Source organism: Mycobacterium scrofulaceum (assembly GCF_002086735.1).
Classification (GTDB): domain Bacteria; phylum Actinomycetota; class Actinomycetes; order Mycobacteriales; family Mycobacteriaceae; genus Mycobacterium; species Mycobacterium scrofulaceum.
Genome location: NZ_MVIJ01000029.1, coordinates 57,553 through 73,837, shown reverse-complemented (window position 1 = coordinate 73,837; position 16,285 = coordinate 57,553). Strand labels below are relative to the sequence as shown.

Annotated in this window: 13 protein-coding genes and 1 pseudogene; 5 read left to right on the top strand and 9 right to left on the bottom strand. The window is 67.9% G+C overall.

Annotated features, from left to right (window positions below; translation table 11 throughout):
* The first annotated feature begins 102 nt into the window (after window positions 1–102).
* Window positions 103–1,074: an FAD-dependent oxidoreductase gene (locus BST44_RS18595; RefSeq protein ID WP_083178566.1), complete on the top strand. Its 972-nt coding sequence runs from the start codon at window positions 103–105 to the stop codon at window positions 1,072–1,074.
* Entirely contained in the window at window positions 1,071–1,853 is a 783-nt protein-coding gene (locus BST44_RS18590) for an enoyl-CoA hydratase/isomerase family protein (protein ID WP_083178565.1), read from the top strand. Before BST44_RS18595 ends, BST44_RS18590 begins: the two co-directional genes overlap by 4 nt.
* Here the strand turns inward: BST44_RS18590 and BST44_RS18585 are convergent.
* The 3 genes from BST44_RS18585 to BST44_RS18575 all read right to left on the bottom strand — a co-directional run bounded on the left by BST44_RS18585 (window position 1,850) and on the right by BST44_RS18575 (window position 3,767).
* Window positions 1,850–2,239, bottom strand: a complete 390-nt coding sequence (locus BST44_RS18585; protein WP_083178564.1) for a phage holin family protein — start codon at window positions 2,237–2,239, stop codon at window positions 1,850–1,852. The genes BST44_RS18590 and BST44_RS18585 overlap by 4 nt on opposite strands.
* Window positions 2,240–2,309: 70 nt before the next feature.
* Window positions 2,310–2,555, bottom strand: coding sequence for a hypothetical protein (locus tag BST44_RS18580; protein WP_083178563.1), 246 nt, complete (start codon window positions 2,553–2,555; stop codon window positions 2,310–2,312).
* 144 nt (window positions 2,556–2,699) lie between these two features.
* Window positions 2,700–3,767: an amidohydrolase family protein gene (locus BST44_RS18575; RefSeq protein ID WP_083178562.1), complete on the bottom strand. Its 1,068-nt coding sequence runs from the start codon at window positions 3,765–3,767 to the stop codon at window positions 2,700–2,702.
* Here BST44_RS18575 and BST44_RS18570 point away from each other — a divergent pair.
* The gene (locus BST44_RS18570; RefSeq protein WP_244184868.1) at window positions 3,757–5,094 is read left to right on the top strand and encodes a sialate:H+ symport family MFS transporter; all 1,338 of its coding nucleotides are present in this window, start codon (window positions 3,757–3,759) and stop codon (window positions 5,092–5,094) included. The two genes, BST44_RS18575 and BST44_RS18570, sit on opposite strands and share 11 nt — an antisense overlap.
* Before the next feature lie 95 nt (window positions 5,095–5,189).
* Here BST44_RS18570 and BST44_RS18565 read toward each other — a convergent pair whose 3' ends face one another.
* From BST44_RS18565 to BST44_RS18555, 3 genes are all read right to left on the bottom strand, one after another.
* Entirely contained in the window at window positions 5,190–6,455 is a 1,266-nt protein-coding gene (locus tag BST44_RS18565) for a competence/damage-inducible protein A (protein ID WP_500684509.1), read from the bottom strand.
* 31 nt (window positions 6,456–6,486) lie between these two features.
* Window positions 6,487–9,792: a helix-turn-helix transcriptional regulator gene (locus tag BST44_RS18560; RefSeq protein ID WP_439330738.1), complete on the bottom strand. Its 3,306-nt coding sequence runs from the start codon at window positions 9,790–9,792 to the stop codon at window positions 6,487–6,489.
* Between the two features lie 120 nt (window positions 9,793–9,912).
* A complete protein-coding gene (locus BST44_RS18555; protein WP_065494899.1) occupies window positions 9,913–10,218 on the bottom strand; it encodes an MTH1187 family thiamine-binding protein in 306 nt (101 codons plus the stop codon).
* A 51-nt stretch (window positions 10,219–10,269) separates the two neighbouring features.
* On the opposite strand from BST44_RS18555, the gene dtd reads away from it, so the two are divergent.
* Both dtd and BST44_RS18545 read left to right on the top strand, forming a co-directional pair.
* The gene (dtd, locus tag BST44_RS18550) at window positions 10,270–10,701 is read left to right on the top strand and encodes a D-aminoacyl-tRNA deacylase (protein WP_083178558.1); all 432 of its coding nucleotides are present in this window, start codon (window positions 10,270–10,272) and stop codon (window positions 10,699–10,701) included.
* A 72-nt stretch (window positions 10,702–10,773) separates the two neighbouring features.
* Window positions 10,774–11,685, top strand: coding sequence for a class I SAM-dependent methyltransferase (locus tag BST44_RS18545; protein ID WP_083178557.1), 912 nt, complete (start codon window positions 10,774–10,776; stop codon window positions 11,683–11,685).
* 5 nt (window positions 11,686–11,690) lie between these two features.
* Here the strand turns inward: BST44_RS18545 and BST44_RS18540 are convergent, their stop codons facing one another.
* The 3 genes and pseudogenes from BST44_RS18540 to BST44_RS18530 all read right to left on the bottom strand — a co-directional run bounded on the left by BST44_RS18540 (window position 11,691) and on the right by BST44_RS18530 (window position 16,129).
* Window positions 11,691–12,716 carry an alcohol dehydrogenase catalytic domain-containing protein gene (locus BST44_RS18540; protein ID WP_083178556.1) on the bottom strand — a complete coding sequence of 342 codons (1,026 nt, stop codon included), beginning with the start codon at window positions 12,714–12,716 and terminating at the stop codon, window positions 11,691–11,693.
* A 10-nt stretch (window positions 12,717–12,726) separates the two neighbouring features.
* Window positions 12,727–14,658 (bottom strand): flavin-containing monooxygenase, encoded by a 1,932-nt coding sequence (locus BST44_RS18535; RefSeq protein ID WP_083178555.1) that lies wholly within the window; start codon window positions 14,656–14,658, stop codon window positions 12,727–12,729.
* Window positions 14,659–14,767: 109 nt separating this feature from the next.
* Window positions 14,768–16,129, bottom strand: a pseudogene (locus tag BST44_RS18530) (HNH endonuclease signature motif containing protein).
* Between the last annotated feature and the right edge of the window lie 156 nt (window positions 16,130–16,285).

Genomic DNA, 16,285 nt, shown 5'->3' with positions numbered 1-16,285 from the left:
GGGTTGCGGCCCGCCCGCCCCCCATTCCTGACGGGTCCTGACGGCTCCTGACGCGGACGGGCCGCAACCCCGCGGACCCGCTTTTTTCGTTACGGTGGCGCCGTGGCCAGTGCGCAACAGATCGTGGTCCTGGGTGCCGGTGTCAGCGGACTGACGTCGGCGGTGTGCCTGGCCGAGGCCGGCTGGCCCGTGCGGGTGTGGACGGCCGCCATGCCCCAGCACACGACGTCGAGGGTGGCGGGCGCGGTGTGGCTGCCACCGCGGCCGGCGGATCGTGCCAGCGACACGCTGGCCTGGACCGAACACTCCCTCGGTGTCTTCCGCGAACTCGCCGAGGATCCGGGCTGCGGCGTGCAGCTGGCCCCGGCAGTGGCCGTCGGCCAATCGACTGCGGCCGAGGCGATGTCGTCGGCCGCCGCGTTGATTCCCGATCTGCGGCCGGCCGACCCGAGCCAACTTCCCGACGGCTTTCGCAACGGCTTTCTGGCCACGCTGCCGATGATCGACATGCCGCAGTATCTCGACTATCTGACCCGGCGGCTGGCCGCCGCCGGCTGCGAAGTCGAGGAGCATCCGGTGCGGTCGCTGGCCGAGGCCGCCGACGCCGCGCCGGTCGTGGTCAACTGCGCCGGCCTCGCGGCGGGACGGTTGGCCGGGGACGACACCGTGCGCCCGCTCTTCGGCCAGCACGTCGTGCTCACCAATCCCGGTCTGCGGCAACTGTTTCTGGAGATCAACGGCGGCCCGGAGTGGACCTGCTTCTTCCCCCACCCGCAGCGCGTGGTGTGCGGCGGCATCAGCATCCCGGATCGCCGGGACACCACAGCGGACCCCGAGGTGACCGAACGAATCCTGCACCGGTGCCGCCGGATCGAGCCGCGGCTCGCCGAGGCCGAGGTGATCGAGACCATCACCGGGCTGCGTCCCGACCGCCCGTCGGTGCGGGTGGAGGCCGAACCGCTCGGGCGAGCGCGTTGCATCCACAACTACGGCCACGGCGGCAACGGCGTGACCTTGTCGTGGGGTTGCGCGCGCGACGTGGTCCGCCTTGCCCGTCAGCGGGAGACGCGGTGAGCATCGACTACGCGCGGGACGGTCACATCGCCACCATCACCATCAACCGTCCCGAAACGCGCAACTCACTGGACATGGAACACTTCCGCGACCTGGCCCACGCGTGGGCGGCGTTCCGCGACGACGCCGGTGCCTGGGTCGCCGTGATCACCGGTGTGAGGCAGGACTTTTGCACCGGCGCCGACCTGAAGAAGTTCATCCCCGAACTCACCGGCGACCTGCCGCAGCCGGAGGGCTGGAACAAGGACGACGCCATCCACGCCGTCCTGCACCGCTTCCCCGTCTACAAGCCGATCGTCGCCGCGGTCAACGGCACCTGCGTCGCCGGCGGCTTCGAGATGTTGAGCTCCACCGACATCCGGGTGGCGGTGCCGACCGCGCGATTCGCGGTGATGGAGCCCAAGCGCGGCCTGTTCGCCGGCGGCGGGAGCACCGTACGGTTGCCGCGCCAGATGCCCTACCCGCTGGCGATGGAGCTGCTGCTGACCGCCGACATGGTGGACGCGGACCGAGCGCTGGCGATGGGGCTGATCAACCGCGTGGTCCCGCCGGAGCGGCTGATGGATACCGCGTATGACTACGCCGGGCGCATCGCGGCGAACGCGCCGCTCGCGGTGTTCGCGACCAAGCAATCGGCCGTCGAGGGTTTGGGGCTCGACCTGGAATCGGCGTACGACAACGAAACCCGGCACAGCGACCGTGTTTTCGAGACCCGGGACGCCAAGGAAGGGCCGCGGGCGTTCGCCGAGAAGCGTGCGCCGCGGTGGCAGGGCTGCTAGCGCCGGACGTCCCGAACGATCAGGGACAGCAGCCAGCTCACGATCGACAACGCGATCGCGGCCCAGATCGCCGTCCACCAGAAGTGATCGATCTGCAGACCCCAATGCGTCGTGTGCTCCGTGATGCGGGCGGTGATCCACAGCATCAGCGCGTTGACGACGACGTGGAACAAGCCGAGGGTCAGGATGTACAGCGGGATCGACAACAGCTGGACGATCGGCTTGATGAAGGCGTTGACCAGACCGAAGATGACGGCGACGACGAAGATGATGCCGATCCGTTCCAGCTTCGTGTCACCGCCGACGAACGTGATCCCGTGGACGAACTTCGTCACCAGCCACAGCGCGAATCCGGTCAGTGCGGCGCGAAGCAGGAAAGGGCCCATGCCCAAGATCTTCTCACCCGACGCCCGCGAAGGGCAGCCCGCGCTTCCATGTCGCTTCCATGCCGTCGGGCTAACCGTCGCCGCGCTGCCCTTCTGATGCCAGGTGCTTGACCATCTGGCACAGGTTGACGACGGCCGCGCTCAACTTCTGGATGGTGGCATCCCGATCCGCGACACACGACTGCCAGTCGGAGAACTCCTGCGGGGGTTTCTGGTTGTCCGCGTTGAGGTGGATCTTCTGCTCGATTTGGTCGCACAGATCGGGGAGGGTCAACCGTCCCGGCGCGCTGATATCGGAGAACCAATTATCAGTCATGTCGGATGGCCGCCTCCCCACAAATGCCGGGTTTTTCACGAGGTTATCGGGTCGTCCGGCGCCGGAATTGTCCGGGCCTGAAGCCCGGGTGATCTCAAAGGCCGGCGCGGTGCGGCGCGCAGCCCTCAATTCAGCGCGCAGCCCTCAATTCAAGTTGTAAAAGCGCTGCGCGTTGAGCGCGCCGATCTTTTCGCGGGCCTCTTCGCTGATATCCGCGCGGGTCCGCAGGTGCTTGGTGCTTTCCGGCCATTCGCCGTCCCAGTGCGGGTAGTCGCTGGCGAACATGATGAAGTCGGCGCCGAGCACGTCGATCACCCCGGGCAGGATCGGTTCCTCCGGCTCGCAGGTCACCCAGATGTTGCCCGCGGCCAGGTACTCGTGCGGGTCGCGGCGCCAGCCGCGTTCCACCCAGTCGCCGCGCTTCTCGTAATGCTCGTGCAGGCGATCGATGAAGAACGGCACCCAGCCCGCCCCCGCCTCCAGGAAGGCGACCCGCAACCGCGGGTGGCGCTCGAAGACCCCGCCGGAGACCAGCGCCGTCATCGCCGTCATCTGGTCGAACGGGAAACTGATGCAGTGCACCTGGATGTAGTTGGTGAAGCGGTCCACGCCGATTTTCGGCAGGTGGATCCCCGGGGCGCCATGGATCCCCAGCGGCATGTCCAGGTCGACCGCGGCGGCGTAGAACGGGTCGAGGTCGGGGTGGTCGAGGTTGCGGGTCTTGAGCGCCGGCGGGACCAGGGTCGCCACCAGTCCAAGGTCCTTCGCTTCCGTCATGACGTCGATCGCCGCCTGACCGTGCTCGATCGGGGTCACCGCGACGCCCCGCAACCGGCCGCCCGACGGGGCGCAGTAATCGGCGATCCACTGGTTGTAGAGCCGGGCGAATCCCGCGGCGAACTCGGGGTCCTCGAGGCTGGGCGCGCACAGGCCGAGGCTCGGATACAACACCATCGTGTCGATGTGGTCCCGGTCGGCATCGCCCAGCACGCCTTCGGTCGAGCGGCAGTTGATGTCCGGCGCCTTGCTGATGCCGTGCTCGGGCGGACAACCGGCGCCCGGGCCGTGGTCCTCCGGGTAGTTGCGGCCTTCGAAGGTCAACCGCATCCGCCCGTCGGTGCTGGGCTTGACGTATTCCGGCCACCGTCTTATCGCTTCCGTTGCCAGCGAGGAATTCTCGGCGACGTGTCCGTCGGCGTCGATGATGCGCATGTATTCGGAACTTACTCTCGCGTCATCGCGCTCGGTACTGCACGATGCTGACGTGACAACTCAAAGTCCTCGCAAGAAGTTGACCGCCGATCAGCGGAACTCGTTCGTCGCGGCGTTGCTGGGCTGGACGATGGACGCCTTCGACTATTTCATCGTCGTGCTCGTCTACGCCGACATCGCGAAGACCTTCCATCACAGCAAAGCGGAGGTCGCGTTCGTCACCACCGCCACCCTGGTCATGCGTCCCGTCGGCGCGCTGTTGTTCGGGCTGTGGGCCGACCGCGTCGGCCGGCGACTCCCGCTGATGGTGGACGTGATGTTCTATTCCGTGGTGGGCTTCCTATGCGCGTTCGCGCCCAACTTCACCGTGCTGGTGATCCTGCGACTGCTCTACGGCATCGGCATGGGCGGCGAGTGGGGGCTGGGCGCGGCGCTCGCCATGGAGAAGGTCCCCGTCGAGCGGCGCGGCTTCTTTTCCGGGCTGCTTCAGGAGGGCTACGCGTTCGGCTACCTGTTGGCCAGCGTCGCCTCGCTGGTGGTGATGAATTGGCTCGGGTTGTCGTGGCGGTGGCTGTTCGCGCTGAGCATCGTCCCCGCGCTGGTCAGTCTGATCATCCGTTACCGGGTCGAGGAGTCCGAGGTCTGGGAAGCCGCGCAGGACCAGATGAAGCTGACCAGCACCAGGATTCGCGACGTGTTGCGCGACGGGGCGATCATCCGCCGGTTCTTCTACCTGGTGCTGCTGATGACGGCGTTCAACTGGATGAGCCACGGCACCCAGGACGTCTACCCGACGTTCCTGACGTCGACCGCCAACCACGGCGCCGGGCTGTCCAGCGCGACGGTCAAGTGGATCGTCATCGTCTACAACATCGGCGCCATCATCGGTGGGCTGGTCTTCGGCAGCCTGTCGCAGCGGTTCAGCCGCCGCTACGCCATCATCTTCTGTGCGCTGCTGGCCCTGCCGATCGTCCCGCTGTTCGCCTACTCGCGCACGGCCGCGATGCTGTGTCTCGGTTCGTTCCTGATGCAGCTGTGCGTGCAGGGCGCGTGGGGCGTGATCCCCGCCCACCTGACCGAGATGTCGCCGGATGCGATCCGCGGCCTCTACCCCGGCGTGACGTACCAGCTGGGAAACCTGCTGGCCGCGTTCAACCTGCCCATCCAGGAGCGGCTGGCGGAGTCGCACGGCTATCCCTTCGCCCTGGCGGCGACGATCGTGCCGGTGCTGCTCGCGGTGGCATTGCTAACGCTGATCGGCAAGGACGCCACGGGGATACGCTTCGGCACGGCCGAAAGCGCTTTCCTGCCAACCGAAGTAACGTGAGCTCGCGCAACCGCCGCCCCGAGCCGCCCGGCGCCCCCGAGCGTCACGCCAGCTTGGCGGCGGGCCGCCGGGGCCACGCCAGCGTGACGCTCGCGTTACTGGCCGCCCAGGACACGCCGCAGCAGGTGCATGGCCACCGTCGTGGAGCGCTCCCGGATGTCGGAGCGGTTGCCGGGCAGGCGCAAGGTGCGGGTGTCCTTGAAGCCGTCCGCCAGCATCACGGTGAAACACACTGTGCCGACCGGCTTTTCGGCAGTCCCACCGCCCGGACCGGCGATTCCGGTGATAGCGACGGCCGTGTCGGCGCCGAAACGGCGCAGCGCGCCGGCCGCCATCGCCTCGGCCACCGGCTCGGATACCGCGCCGTGGGCCTCGATCAGCGCGGGGTCGACGCCGAGCAGCTCCGCCTTCGCGTCGTTCGAGTAGGCAACCACCCCGCCGGACACGTAGTCCGACGATCCGGGCCGGTCGGTCAGTCGCGCCGCCAGCAGGCCCGCGGTGCACGATTCCGCCGTCGCGATCCGGCGGCCGGCCAGCGCTCGCGCGACCAGATCGTCCACCGTCGAACCGTCTTCGGAGAAGAGCTGGTCAGCGTGTCGCTCCCGCATCAGCTGCATCAGCTTCGCGTAGCTGGCGGCGGCGTCCGGCTCGTAGCGCGTGACCATCTCGACCTCGCCCCGTCGCAGGCAGGTGGTGATCTCGAGCGACTCGAACCCGGGCACCGAGGTCTCCGCGTCGCGCAGCGTCTCGGCCAGGCCCGACTCGGGCAGCCCGAACATCCGCGCGGTTTCCTGCCGGTAGAGCGTGCGGCCGGCGATCGCCTGCTGCGCCGCCGGTGTCTCGATAGCACGGCGCCACATCGGTTGCAGCTCGCGGGGCGGTCCCGGGAGCACGATGACCGTCGGCGCGCCCGGCACCACCACCCCCGGCGCGGTGCCCACCGGGTCGAGCACCTGCGACCCGGCGGGAACCATCGCCTGCTTGCGATTGGCCGCCCGCACCGCTTCGAAGTCGACGCCCTCGAAGCGCGCCATCAACTTCTTGAGGATGTCGGTGATCTTGTTCTCGGTCTCGTCGTCCAGGACCAGCTCGCGGCCGCAGAACCGCGCCACCACCTCGACCGTCATGTCGTCGGCCGTGGGCCCCAGGCCGCCGCTGGTGACGATCAGGTCCATGCCCTGGTCGGCCAGGAAGCGCAGCTGCGCCTCGATGTCTTGCGCGCGGTCGCCGCAGATCGTGATGTGCGCCAGTTCGACGCCCAGCTCCAGGAGGCGGTCGGCGATCCACGGGCCGTTCGCGTCTTGAACGCGCCCGGTGAGGACTTCGGTTCCGGTGACGACGATGCCTGCGCGTGCGCTCACCGCCATGAGCCTACGCATCAACCGAACTCAATCAGCCACGGCGGGCCGCCTCCTGGGCGAGTTGTACGCGGGACGTAACGCCGACCTTCGAATAGACGTGGGTGAGGTGGGTTTGGACGGTCCGTGGTGAGACGAAAAGCCGGGCGGCGATGTCCTTATTGGTCAGCCCCTCACCGACGAGGCGAACGACGTCGAGCTCGGTCGGCGTCAACGACGCCCAACCGTTCGAGGGTCGTCTGCGTTCGCCTCGTCCGCGCTGCGTGTAGGCGATCGCCTCCTCGATGGACAAAGCCGCGCCGTCGTCCCAGGCGGCATCGAAGTCATTCTTCCCCAACGCATCCCGGACCGTGGCTATCGCCTCGCCCACACCGGCGTCATAGACGGGGAAGCGCACCTGTCCGGCCTGCCGCCGGATGGCCGCCGCGGCGCCGAGGATCCGCGCCGCGTACTGGTGGCTCCCGTCGGCGGCAGCGATGCGCGCGAGGCATTCCAAGATGTCGGGAAGGCGCAGATAACCCCGTGTCGCGGAAACGATCGTCAGCGCCGCATGGGCGTCGCGCTCGGCCTGCTCCGGCTCGCCCTGGGCCAAGGCGACGAAGGCTCGCGTTGTCAGCGCGGCCATTCGGTACCAGCCCGGTACCACGGCGACGGTTTCGTCTGCCCAGCGCCGGGCGTCAGCCAGGTCGCCGCATGCCAGCAGGGCCTCGGCCATCGGGTTCATGCTCCTGACGAAGATCTCGCGGAATCCGACAGTATGGCGCCACGCCGTCTCGCATGCCAGCTTCGCCGCGCTCCCGTCGCCGCTTGCCAGTGCGGCGTAGGCGAATACGGAGTAGACCGTGTCGCCGTAGAAGCCACCCAGCGCCACGGTGCCTTCCTCGGCGGCTTCGGCAGCGACACGAGCCGTGGCCGCGTCGCCCTGGTAGGCGAGGACAACGCCGTGGCCGACGTGACCATTCACCCTGTTGGTCGGCTCGTTCGCGGCCGTGGCGCCCTCAGCCAAGACGCCGAGCACTCGACCTGCTTCGGCGAGTTCGCCCTGCATCCACAGCGCTACGCCCAGCCAGATGCCAGAGTTCCGGGAGGTGAACCGGTCCCCGATGGCTTCTGCGATCTCTCGCGCTTCCTCTGCGGCGGGCCGCGCATTGATCGGGTCACCGGCGAAACACGCCGTGACCGCTTGCAGGTTACGGATCTGCGCGAGCTGCGCACGATCGCCGGCCGCCTCTGCACGCTCGACCGCCTCGACCAGGAACGGCTCGGCGACCTCGGCGGTGTAGAAGGCCAACATGCCGCAGGCGGTCAGAATTTGCGCAAGCAATGCCGGCTCATCGAGCTGACGTGCGATCGCCAGAGCGTCCTGCGCCTGCTTCGTGCTGGCGGTGCGGGCCGCTGATGACGCGAGAACGCTGTGGTCGGCGACCGCGCGCACCCACACGGCCGGCTCGACGCCCGGGTCCCGGGCGTCGGTCAGGATGGCGTCGAACCCGGCAATGCCCTCCGCCAACCGCCCTCGCCTGGCCCAGAAGTTGAAAAGCGACGAGACCAACCGCAATGCCGCGTTGCTGTCGCCCATCTCTCGGCTCCATACGTATGCGGCCCGAAGATTGTCGATTTCGACTTCCGCCCACTCCAGCAGCCGCTCGTATGTCGGCTTGCTCGCCGACTCCAGACGCGCCGCGGTGGCGGTGTAGTAATCGCAATGCCGCGTGCGCACTTCGTCGGACTCGCCGGACTCGCCGAGCTTCTCCGACGCGTATTGCCGCACGGTCTCCAGCAGTCGGTAACGCATCCCGCTCCGGGCGGTTTCGGCGACCACCAGCGACTTGTCGACCAACAGGCCGAGCTGGTCGAGGACCTGGTAGACCTCCACGTCGCTGCCGGCGCCGACCGCCTGGGCGGCTTGGAAATCGAAGCCGCCCATGAAGACGGCCAGCCGGCGCAACAGGATTCGCTCCGGCTCGGTGAGCAGCGCGTGTGACCAGTCCACCGAGGCGCGCAGCGTCTGCTGGCGGCGCACCGCGGTGCGTGCACCGCCGGTCAACAGCCGGAACCGGTCGTGGAGACTGTCGACGATCTGGGTCAGCGAGAGCGCCCGTACCCGCGCCGCTGCGAGTTCGATCGCCAGCGGCATGCCGTCGAGGCGGCGGCAGATTTCCAGCACGAGGTCGGCGTCGTCGGAGGTGACGCGGAAGTCGGGCCGCGCGCGGCGGGCCCGGTCGGTGAAAAGCGCGACCGCCTCGTCGGCCAGCGACAACGACGGCACGCGCCAGATCACCTCGCCGGCGATACCCAACGGCTCGCGGCTGGTGGCAAGAAATGTCACGTTCGGGCACGCGTTGAGCAGCTCCATGGTCAGCTGCCCACACGCGTCGAGCAAATGCTCACAATTGTCGAACAGCAACAGGATTGTGCGCTCACCGAGGAACCGCACCAGCGTGTCAGTCGTCGACCGCCCCGGCTGGTCGGGCAGTCCGAACGTGCGGGCCACGGCAATCGGCACCACGCGCGGGTCGGTGATCGGTGCGAGGTCGACGCACCACACACCGTCCCTGAACTCGGCGGCGAGCGCGGCCGCGGCCTCGGTGGCGAGGCGGGTTTTGCCGGCGCCGCCGGCACCGGTCAGCGTAGTGAACCGGTTCTCCAGGGCAATCTGGCGGATTGCCGCCATTTCAGCTTGGCGCCCAATGAAATTCGTCAGCTGAGCCGGAAAGTTGCGCACCATGGGCGTCGTGGTTTTCCGAAGTGGCGGAAATTCATTGCGGATGTCCGGATGGCAGAGCTGCACTAGGCGTTCGGGTCGGGGCACGCCACGCAGCGGGTAGCTGCCCAGGTCGGTCAGCCAGGTGTCGGTGGGGAGCCGGTCGGCGACCAGCGCCTCGGCGGTTCCCGAGAGTACGGTTTGGCCGCCGTGGGCCAGGTCGCGGATGCGTGCGGTGCGGTTGATGGTGGGGCCGATGTAGTTGGCCTCGTCGCGGAGCTGGATCTCGCCGCTGTGCACACCGATGCGGAGGCGGATGGGCGCCAGGGGCGCGCGTTGCAATTCCAATGCGCAGGCGACGGCATCGCTGGCGCGGGCGAAGGCGATCACGAAGCTGTCGCCTTCGCCTTGCTCTACGGGCCGCGCTCCGTGGTGTGCGGCGACAACCTCCGACAGTGTGCGATCCAGTCGCGCGACCGCGGCGGTCATCTCGTCGGGTTGGGTCTCCCACAGCTGGGTGGATCCCTCGACGTCGGCCAATAGCAACGTCACCGTTCCGGTCGGCAGCAAGTCGCCCACGCCCAAGTCGCTCCAGTCTGTGCTGTCCAAAGGCGGCGTGTCCGCGCGTTCGATCATGGTAGCCAGCATCGGCCCACCCGGTGGGGCAAACATCCGCAAAAGCGCGTATATCCGTTCGGCTCAGAACGCGGTCGGCCGCGTCGCGGCCGAGCGTGCCTTCCGGGACGCCGTCGGCGGCTAACCGTTTTCGAGGTAGCGCTCGACGGAGGCCACCTTCTCGGTCATCGCATCGGTGACGCCGGACCGCCAGTCCACCTTGATCACCGTGCTGACCCGGGGGGCGCGAGCGGCCACGGCCTCGACCGCGCGCTGGACTACGGCCATCACCTCGTCCCAGGTCTCACCCTCGATCACGGTGAACATCGCATCCGTCTTGTTCGGCAGGCCGGAATCGCGAACCACGCGAACCGCTTCGGCGACGATCTCGCCGACACCCTCGCCCACACCCATAGGCGTGACGGAGAACGCGACGAGCACGGACACTCGACGAGCCTACCCAACCTTTTCGGGGCCGGCCTGGCAGCATCAACGCCCATGCGGGTATTGGTGCAACGCGTCACGTCGGCGACGGTGTCGGTCGGTGGCGACGTGGTGGGGGCCATCCGGCCGGACGGCCAGGGCCTGCTGGCCTTCGTCGGGATCACCCACAGCGACGACCCGGACAAGGCGCGGCGGCTCGCCGAAAAGGTGTGGTACCTACGCATTCTCGCCGATGAACGGTCCGCCGCCGACGTCAACGCCCCGATCCTGGTGGTCAGCCAGTTCACCCTGTACGCCGACACCGCCAAAGGCCGGCGGCCGTCGTGGAACGCGGCCGCGCCGGGCGCGGTCGCCGAACCGCTGGTCGCGGCGTTCGCCGAGGCGTTGCGTGGGCTGGGCGCCCAGGTCCAGACCGGCGTGTTCGGGGCGAACATGCAGATCGAATTGGTCAACGACGGGCCGGTCACAGTGTTCCTGGAGGTTTGACACAGGAACTGCGGGTACGTTGACCGAGCCGGGTTTTCGCGGCTGACTTTTTCGACGGGAGGGCCGACCACCATGAGCACGACGCCCGAGTTCGGCTCGCTCCGTTCCGACGACGACCACTGGGACATCGTCAGCAGCGTCGGCTACACCGCCTTGCTGGTAGCGGGATGGCGTGCGCTGCATGCGCTGAGCCCGCAGCCGCTGGTGCGGGACGAGTACGCCAAGGTGTTCATCGAGGCGTCGCGAGACCCGTATCTGGCGGGGGTGCTCGCCAACCCGGGGACCTCCGAGGACGAGATGGCCTTCCCCCGTCTCTACGGCGTGCAGACGCGGTTCTTCGACGACTTCTTCGTCGCCGCGGGCGCCGCGGGCATACGTCAGGCGGTGATCGTGGCCGCCGGCCTGGACTCCCGCGCGTATCGACTCGAATGGACACAGGGCACAAGGGTTTTCGAGGTCGACCTGCCCAAGGTGCTGGAATTCAAGGCGCACGTGCTCGCCCAGCACGGCGCCAAACCCAAGGCTGCCCGGGTAGAGGTCGCCGCCGATCTGCGCACCGACTGGTCGCGGGCGTTGGAGGCGGCCGGCTTCGACGTGGAGCGCCCGAGCGCATGGTCGGTGGAGGGAGTGCTGCCGTACCTGACCGACGAGGCGCAGAACACGCTCTTCACCCGGATCAGCGGGCTCAGCGCACCGGGCAGCCGGATTGCCATCGGTGCGCTGGGGTCCCGCCTGGGCCACGAGCAGCTCAAGGCGTTGGAGACCGCACATCCCGGCGTCAACATGTCCGGCGACGTCGACTTCTCGGCCCTGACGTACGAGCCGCAGACCGATCCAGCGGAACGGCTGGCCGCGCACGGATGGGTCGTCGAACCCGTGCGCAATACGCTGGACCTGCAGGCCGGTTACGGGATGGACCCGGCGGACGTCGACGTCAAGATCGACAGTTTTATGCGGTCCCAATACGTAACGGCGACACGGTAACCGCGCTACGGCGTCAGCAGGATCTTCACGTCGTCGCCGGACCGCGATGCCGCGGTCGCGTAGCCCTTGGCGGCTTCCGCCAGTGGCAGCGTCGAGGTGAAGATGCCGTCGACGTCGAGCCGCCCGGACTGCAGCAGCGGGATCAGCTCCGGCCAGGTGCGCTGCACCGGCGCGGTCGTCATTCGTAACGTGATGCTACGGATCAGGCAGCCCAGCGCGTTGAGTGGGAACGGATTCATGTCGTGCACGCCGACAACCGAGACGGTGCCACCCGGCCGCACCGCATTGAGCGCGTCCGTCAGGGACGCGTCCGTGGCGACGGCATCGATCACCGCGTCGGCGCCGCGGCCCCCGGTGGCGGCGAGGATGGCGTCGACCGCCGGCGCCTTGAGGGGCGTCGCTCCCCACTGGGCGGCGCGCTCAAGCCGTCCGTCGACCTGATCGATCGCGAAAACCGTTGCGGCGCCTTGAAAGATCGCGCTGCGCAGCGAACACAGGCCGACGGCACCCAAGCCGATGACCGCCACGGTGCCGCCATACGGAATGTCGGCGCGTTGCGCGGCGGCCCACCCGGTGGCGAGGTTGTCGGTGAGCAGCAGCGCCTGCTCGGTGCCGATGCCTTCCGGCATGGTGAGCAGTTGGAAGTCGGCGGCCGGCACGGCCAGCAGATCGGCCTGCGCCCCACCCAGGACACCTCCGCCGAAGATCTGAAAGCCGTTGTGGCACATGACCGGATCGCGGGTCGCGCAACCGGCGCAGGCGCCGCATCCGGTCACCGAGGACACCATCACCTGGTCGCCGACCTGGACGGTGCGCACGTCGCCTCCGACTTCCACCACGGTGCCGATCGCTTCGTGGCCCAGCGCAATCGGGTCGGGCATCGGGAAGTCCGCCTCGTAGAAGTGCAAATCGGAGCCACAGATGCCGGCCGCGGTGACCTCGACGATCGCCCCGTCGGGTCCGGTCAGCGTGGGATCGGGCCGAGTCTCGACGCGGACGCTGCGGGCGCCGTCGACGACTACCGTTCGCATGGTGGCGTGCTCACTTCCTTCGCCGGACGACGAATTGTGACCAGTCGGGCTCGCGCACCGCGGCCCAATACTCGTTGAGGCGCCACGGACTGACGGTGTGGATCTCCCCGTCGGCGTTCTTGAAATACGAGTGCTTGACCGCGGGATGCGCCCACACCATCTTCTTGATCTGCGTCTGCGTCCGCGCATGCCAATCGGTGGCGGCATCGGCCTTCGGTTCCATCGAATGCACGTCGGGGTCGGCCAGCCGCGCCAGGCATTGGTCGATGTAGCGCATCTGCAGTTCGGACTGGAAGATCAGGCTGCCGCCGTGGGCCAGGTGAGTCCCGGGGCCGTAGACGATGAACAGGTTGGGGAACTTCGGAACGGTGATGCCAAGGTACGCATACGGCCGGGTCCCCCACATCTCGTGCAGGTCGACCCCGTCCCGGCCGGTGATCTTGAGCGGCCAAAGCACGTCGGTGTGCCGGAATCCGGTGGCATACACGATGACGTCGACGTCGTGCGTCACGCCGTCTTCGGTGACGACGCCGCGTGGGGTGATCTGCCGGATCGGCGTGCGCACCAATTCGACGTTGTCCCGTTGCAGCGTCCGCAGCCAGCTGCCATTGTCCTGCAGGGTCCGCTTGCCACAGGCGGGATAGTCGGGCATCACCTTGCTCAACAGCTCGTGCCCGTCGCCGACCTGGCTGGTGATCCACTGGGAGAACATCATCTGCGCGGCCGCGTTGATATCGCTGACGGCATGCTCCTGGTCGCCATAATCCGGGTCGCTCTCCGCGGCGTCCAGGCCCTTGTCGGAGCCGGGCCACAGGACAAGGAAGCGGTACCAGCGGCCGTAGAACGGCAGGTGGCGCATCGCCCAGCGCATGCCGTCGCCGACCTCGTCGTGATACATCGGGTTGGGGAACATCCACTGCGCGGTCCGCTGAAACACCTTGAGCCGCGCGACATCCGGGGCGATTGCGGGGGCGATCTGGAAGCCGCTGGCGCCGGCGCCGACGAGCGCCACTCGCTTGCCGCTGAGATCGACCGAGTGATCCCACGCGGCGGAGTGGAACGAGGGGCCGGCGAAACTGTCGGCGCCGTCGAAGTCGGGAGTGTTGGGCCGGTTCAGCTGGCCGACCGCGGTGATCAGGGCGCGGGCTCGCACCGTGCTGATCTGGCCCTCGGCGCCGCGCAGCCGAATGCTCCAGGTGGCGTCGCCGTCGACCCATTCGGCCGCCAGCACCTCCGTGTTCCACAGCACGTGCTCGGCGAGGTCGTGCTTGGCCATGACGCGGGTGAAATAGTCCTGCAACTCGTGCTGCTCGGCGAAGAAGTGCGTCCAGTCGTTGTTGGGTTCGAAGCTGTAGCAATAGAAGTGGTTTGCCACGTCGACGCGGGCGCCGGGATAGCTGTTCTCCCACCAGGTTCCGCCCGGGCCCGCGTTCTTCTCCACGATGGTGAAGGGAATGTTGGCCTGCTTGAGCCGGATTCCGGCCAAGATGCCCGATTCTCCGCAGCCTACGACGAGGACCGGGATGTCGGCCGCGCTTTCGGCCGGTAGCGCCGGCGGACGGCGCGGATCGACCCCGTCGAGGTCCATCTCCTCCTGGATCAGCGGTAGGTAGTCGTCGGCGACGTGCTCGCAGGCCGCCCAGTCCATCATCTCCCGGACGAGGTCGAGGCTCAGCGGTTTCGGCTCGGGGCAACCGCGGTCCCGGTAGTCGGCGATCACCGGCAAGGCGGCGGCGCGGGCCCTGGCCTTGTCCTCCTCGGACATGAAGCCCTGAATCTCGTTGAGGAAGACGCCCATCTGCTTGAAGTCGCGGATGAATCGCGGGTCACCGGTGATGTGCACCAGCGAAAGCAGCAGCGTCGGAATGCTGACATCGGCCAGCGCGGCTTCGATTTCCGCGGTCGACGTGGTGAAGGGATCGCCGGCGTAGGCGCTGCGCATCGAGCCGATCCTCTCGGTGAACGGGATTCCTCAATTACGCTACCTGCCGTGTCGTAATTGGCAGCACTAACCTACCCGCTGGTTGGGGAGCGGATCAATAGCCTGGCCGCTACGGCGCGTCGTCATTGTTTTCGCCCAGGATTTTTTCGGGGTGGTGGAAGGTGTTGGTGCGGGGTTGGTCCCGGTTGCGATGGGGTGGGGGTATCCATTCGGTGTCGCCGTTTGCGCGTTTTCGGGTGGTCCAACCGTTGTCGAGGAGGCGGTGATGCGGCCCGCAGGCCAGGGTGAGTTGGTCGATGTCGGTGCGGTGGGTGCGGGCCCAGTCGTTGACGTGGTGGACTTCGCATAGGTAGCCGGGCACGTCGCAGCCCGGGTGTTAACAACCGCGGTCCTTGGCGTACAACATGATTCGTTGCCCGGGTGAGGCCAGCCGCTTGGCGTGATACAGCGCCACCGGTTTGGCGTTGTCGAAGATCGCCAGGTAGTGATGCGCGTGTCGGGCCAGGCGGATCACGTCGGACATCGGCAACGCGCTGCCCCCGCCGGTGCGGGCGGTGCCCGCGGCGGCCTCGAGGTCTTTAAGGGTGGTGGTTACCACGATGGATGCCGGCAACCCGTTGTGCTGGACCAGTGCGCCGCTGGCCAGCACTCCTCTGAGCGCGGCGTTAAGGCCGTCGTGCTGGCGCTGGGCCGCGGTGCGGGTGTCGCGCTGCGCGGCGTCATCGGGCGCGGCGCCGTCCACCACCGGCGCCTCGTCCTCGGGGTTGCACATGCCGGGTGCGGCCAGCTTGGCCAGCACCGCCTCCCAGGTGGCGCGCGCCTCGGGGGTGAGCCAGCCACTCAGCTTGGACATGCCATCGGCGTGCTGGTGACCCAGCACTAGGCCGCGGGCGCGCGCCCGGTCGGCATCGCTGTAGGTGCCGTCGGGGTGCAGGCAATCCAACAGGTGGCGCGCCAGCGTGGCCAGTTGATCGGGGCGATATCGGGTGGCCTCGGCTGCCAGGTGTTTTTCGGCGTGCTCGCGGGTGTCGAGGTCCACCGACTCGGGCAGCTGGCGAAAGAGTCGCCGGATCACCGCCACATGCTCCGACCCGATCGCCCCGGCGCGCTGGGCGGCCGCGGTCGCCGCCAGCACCGGCGCCAACGGTTCCCCCGACAGCGCCCGGCGCGGGCCCAGCTCGGCGGCTTCCGCGACACGGCGGCTGGCCTCGCCACGGGTGATGTGCAGCCGATCGGCCAACGCCCACGACAATCTGCCGCCCAACTCCGCCGAATCCGCCTGCTCACCAAGCTGATTGATCAACTGATGGCTTGGCGTCCGGAGTTTGCGGGTTACGCCTTCGAGTTTCTCCAAGATCCCCAAGCGTTCCGGAGTGGTCAACGCCGCATACGAATGCTCCTGAACGCGAGCAGCCGCAGCGCACAACGCCTCCACGTCGGCCTCAATCTGCTCACGGTCCGTGAACGTCATGCGCGCCGCCCAACGGCGATCCCATCGCCTGCATTACTCGAACGCATGTTCGAATACTAAGCCCACCCACCGACAGAACTCGCCCGCCCGACACAATTGAAACAAAAGTGGCGCAAGTGATTTCAGCGCATAGCGCGCAATCCCCCGACATCTTGC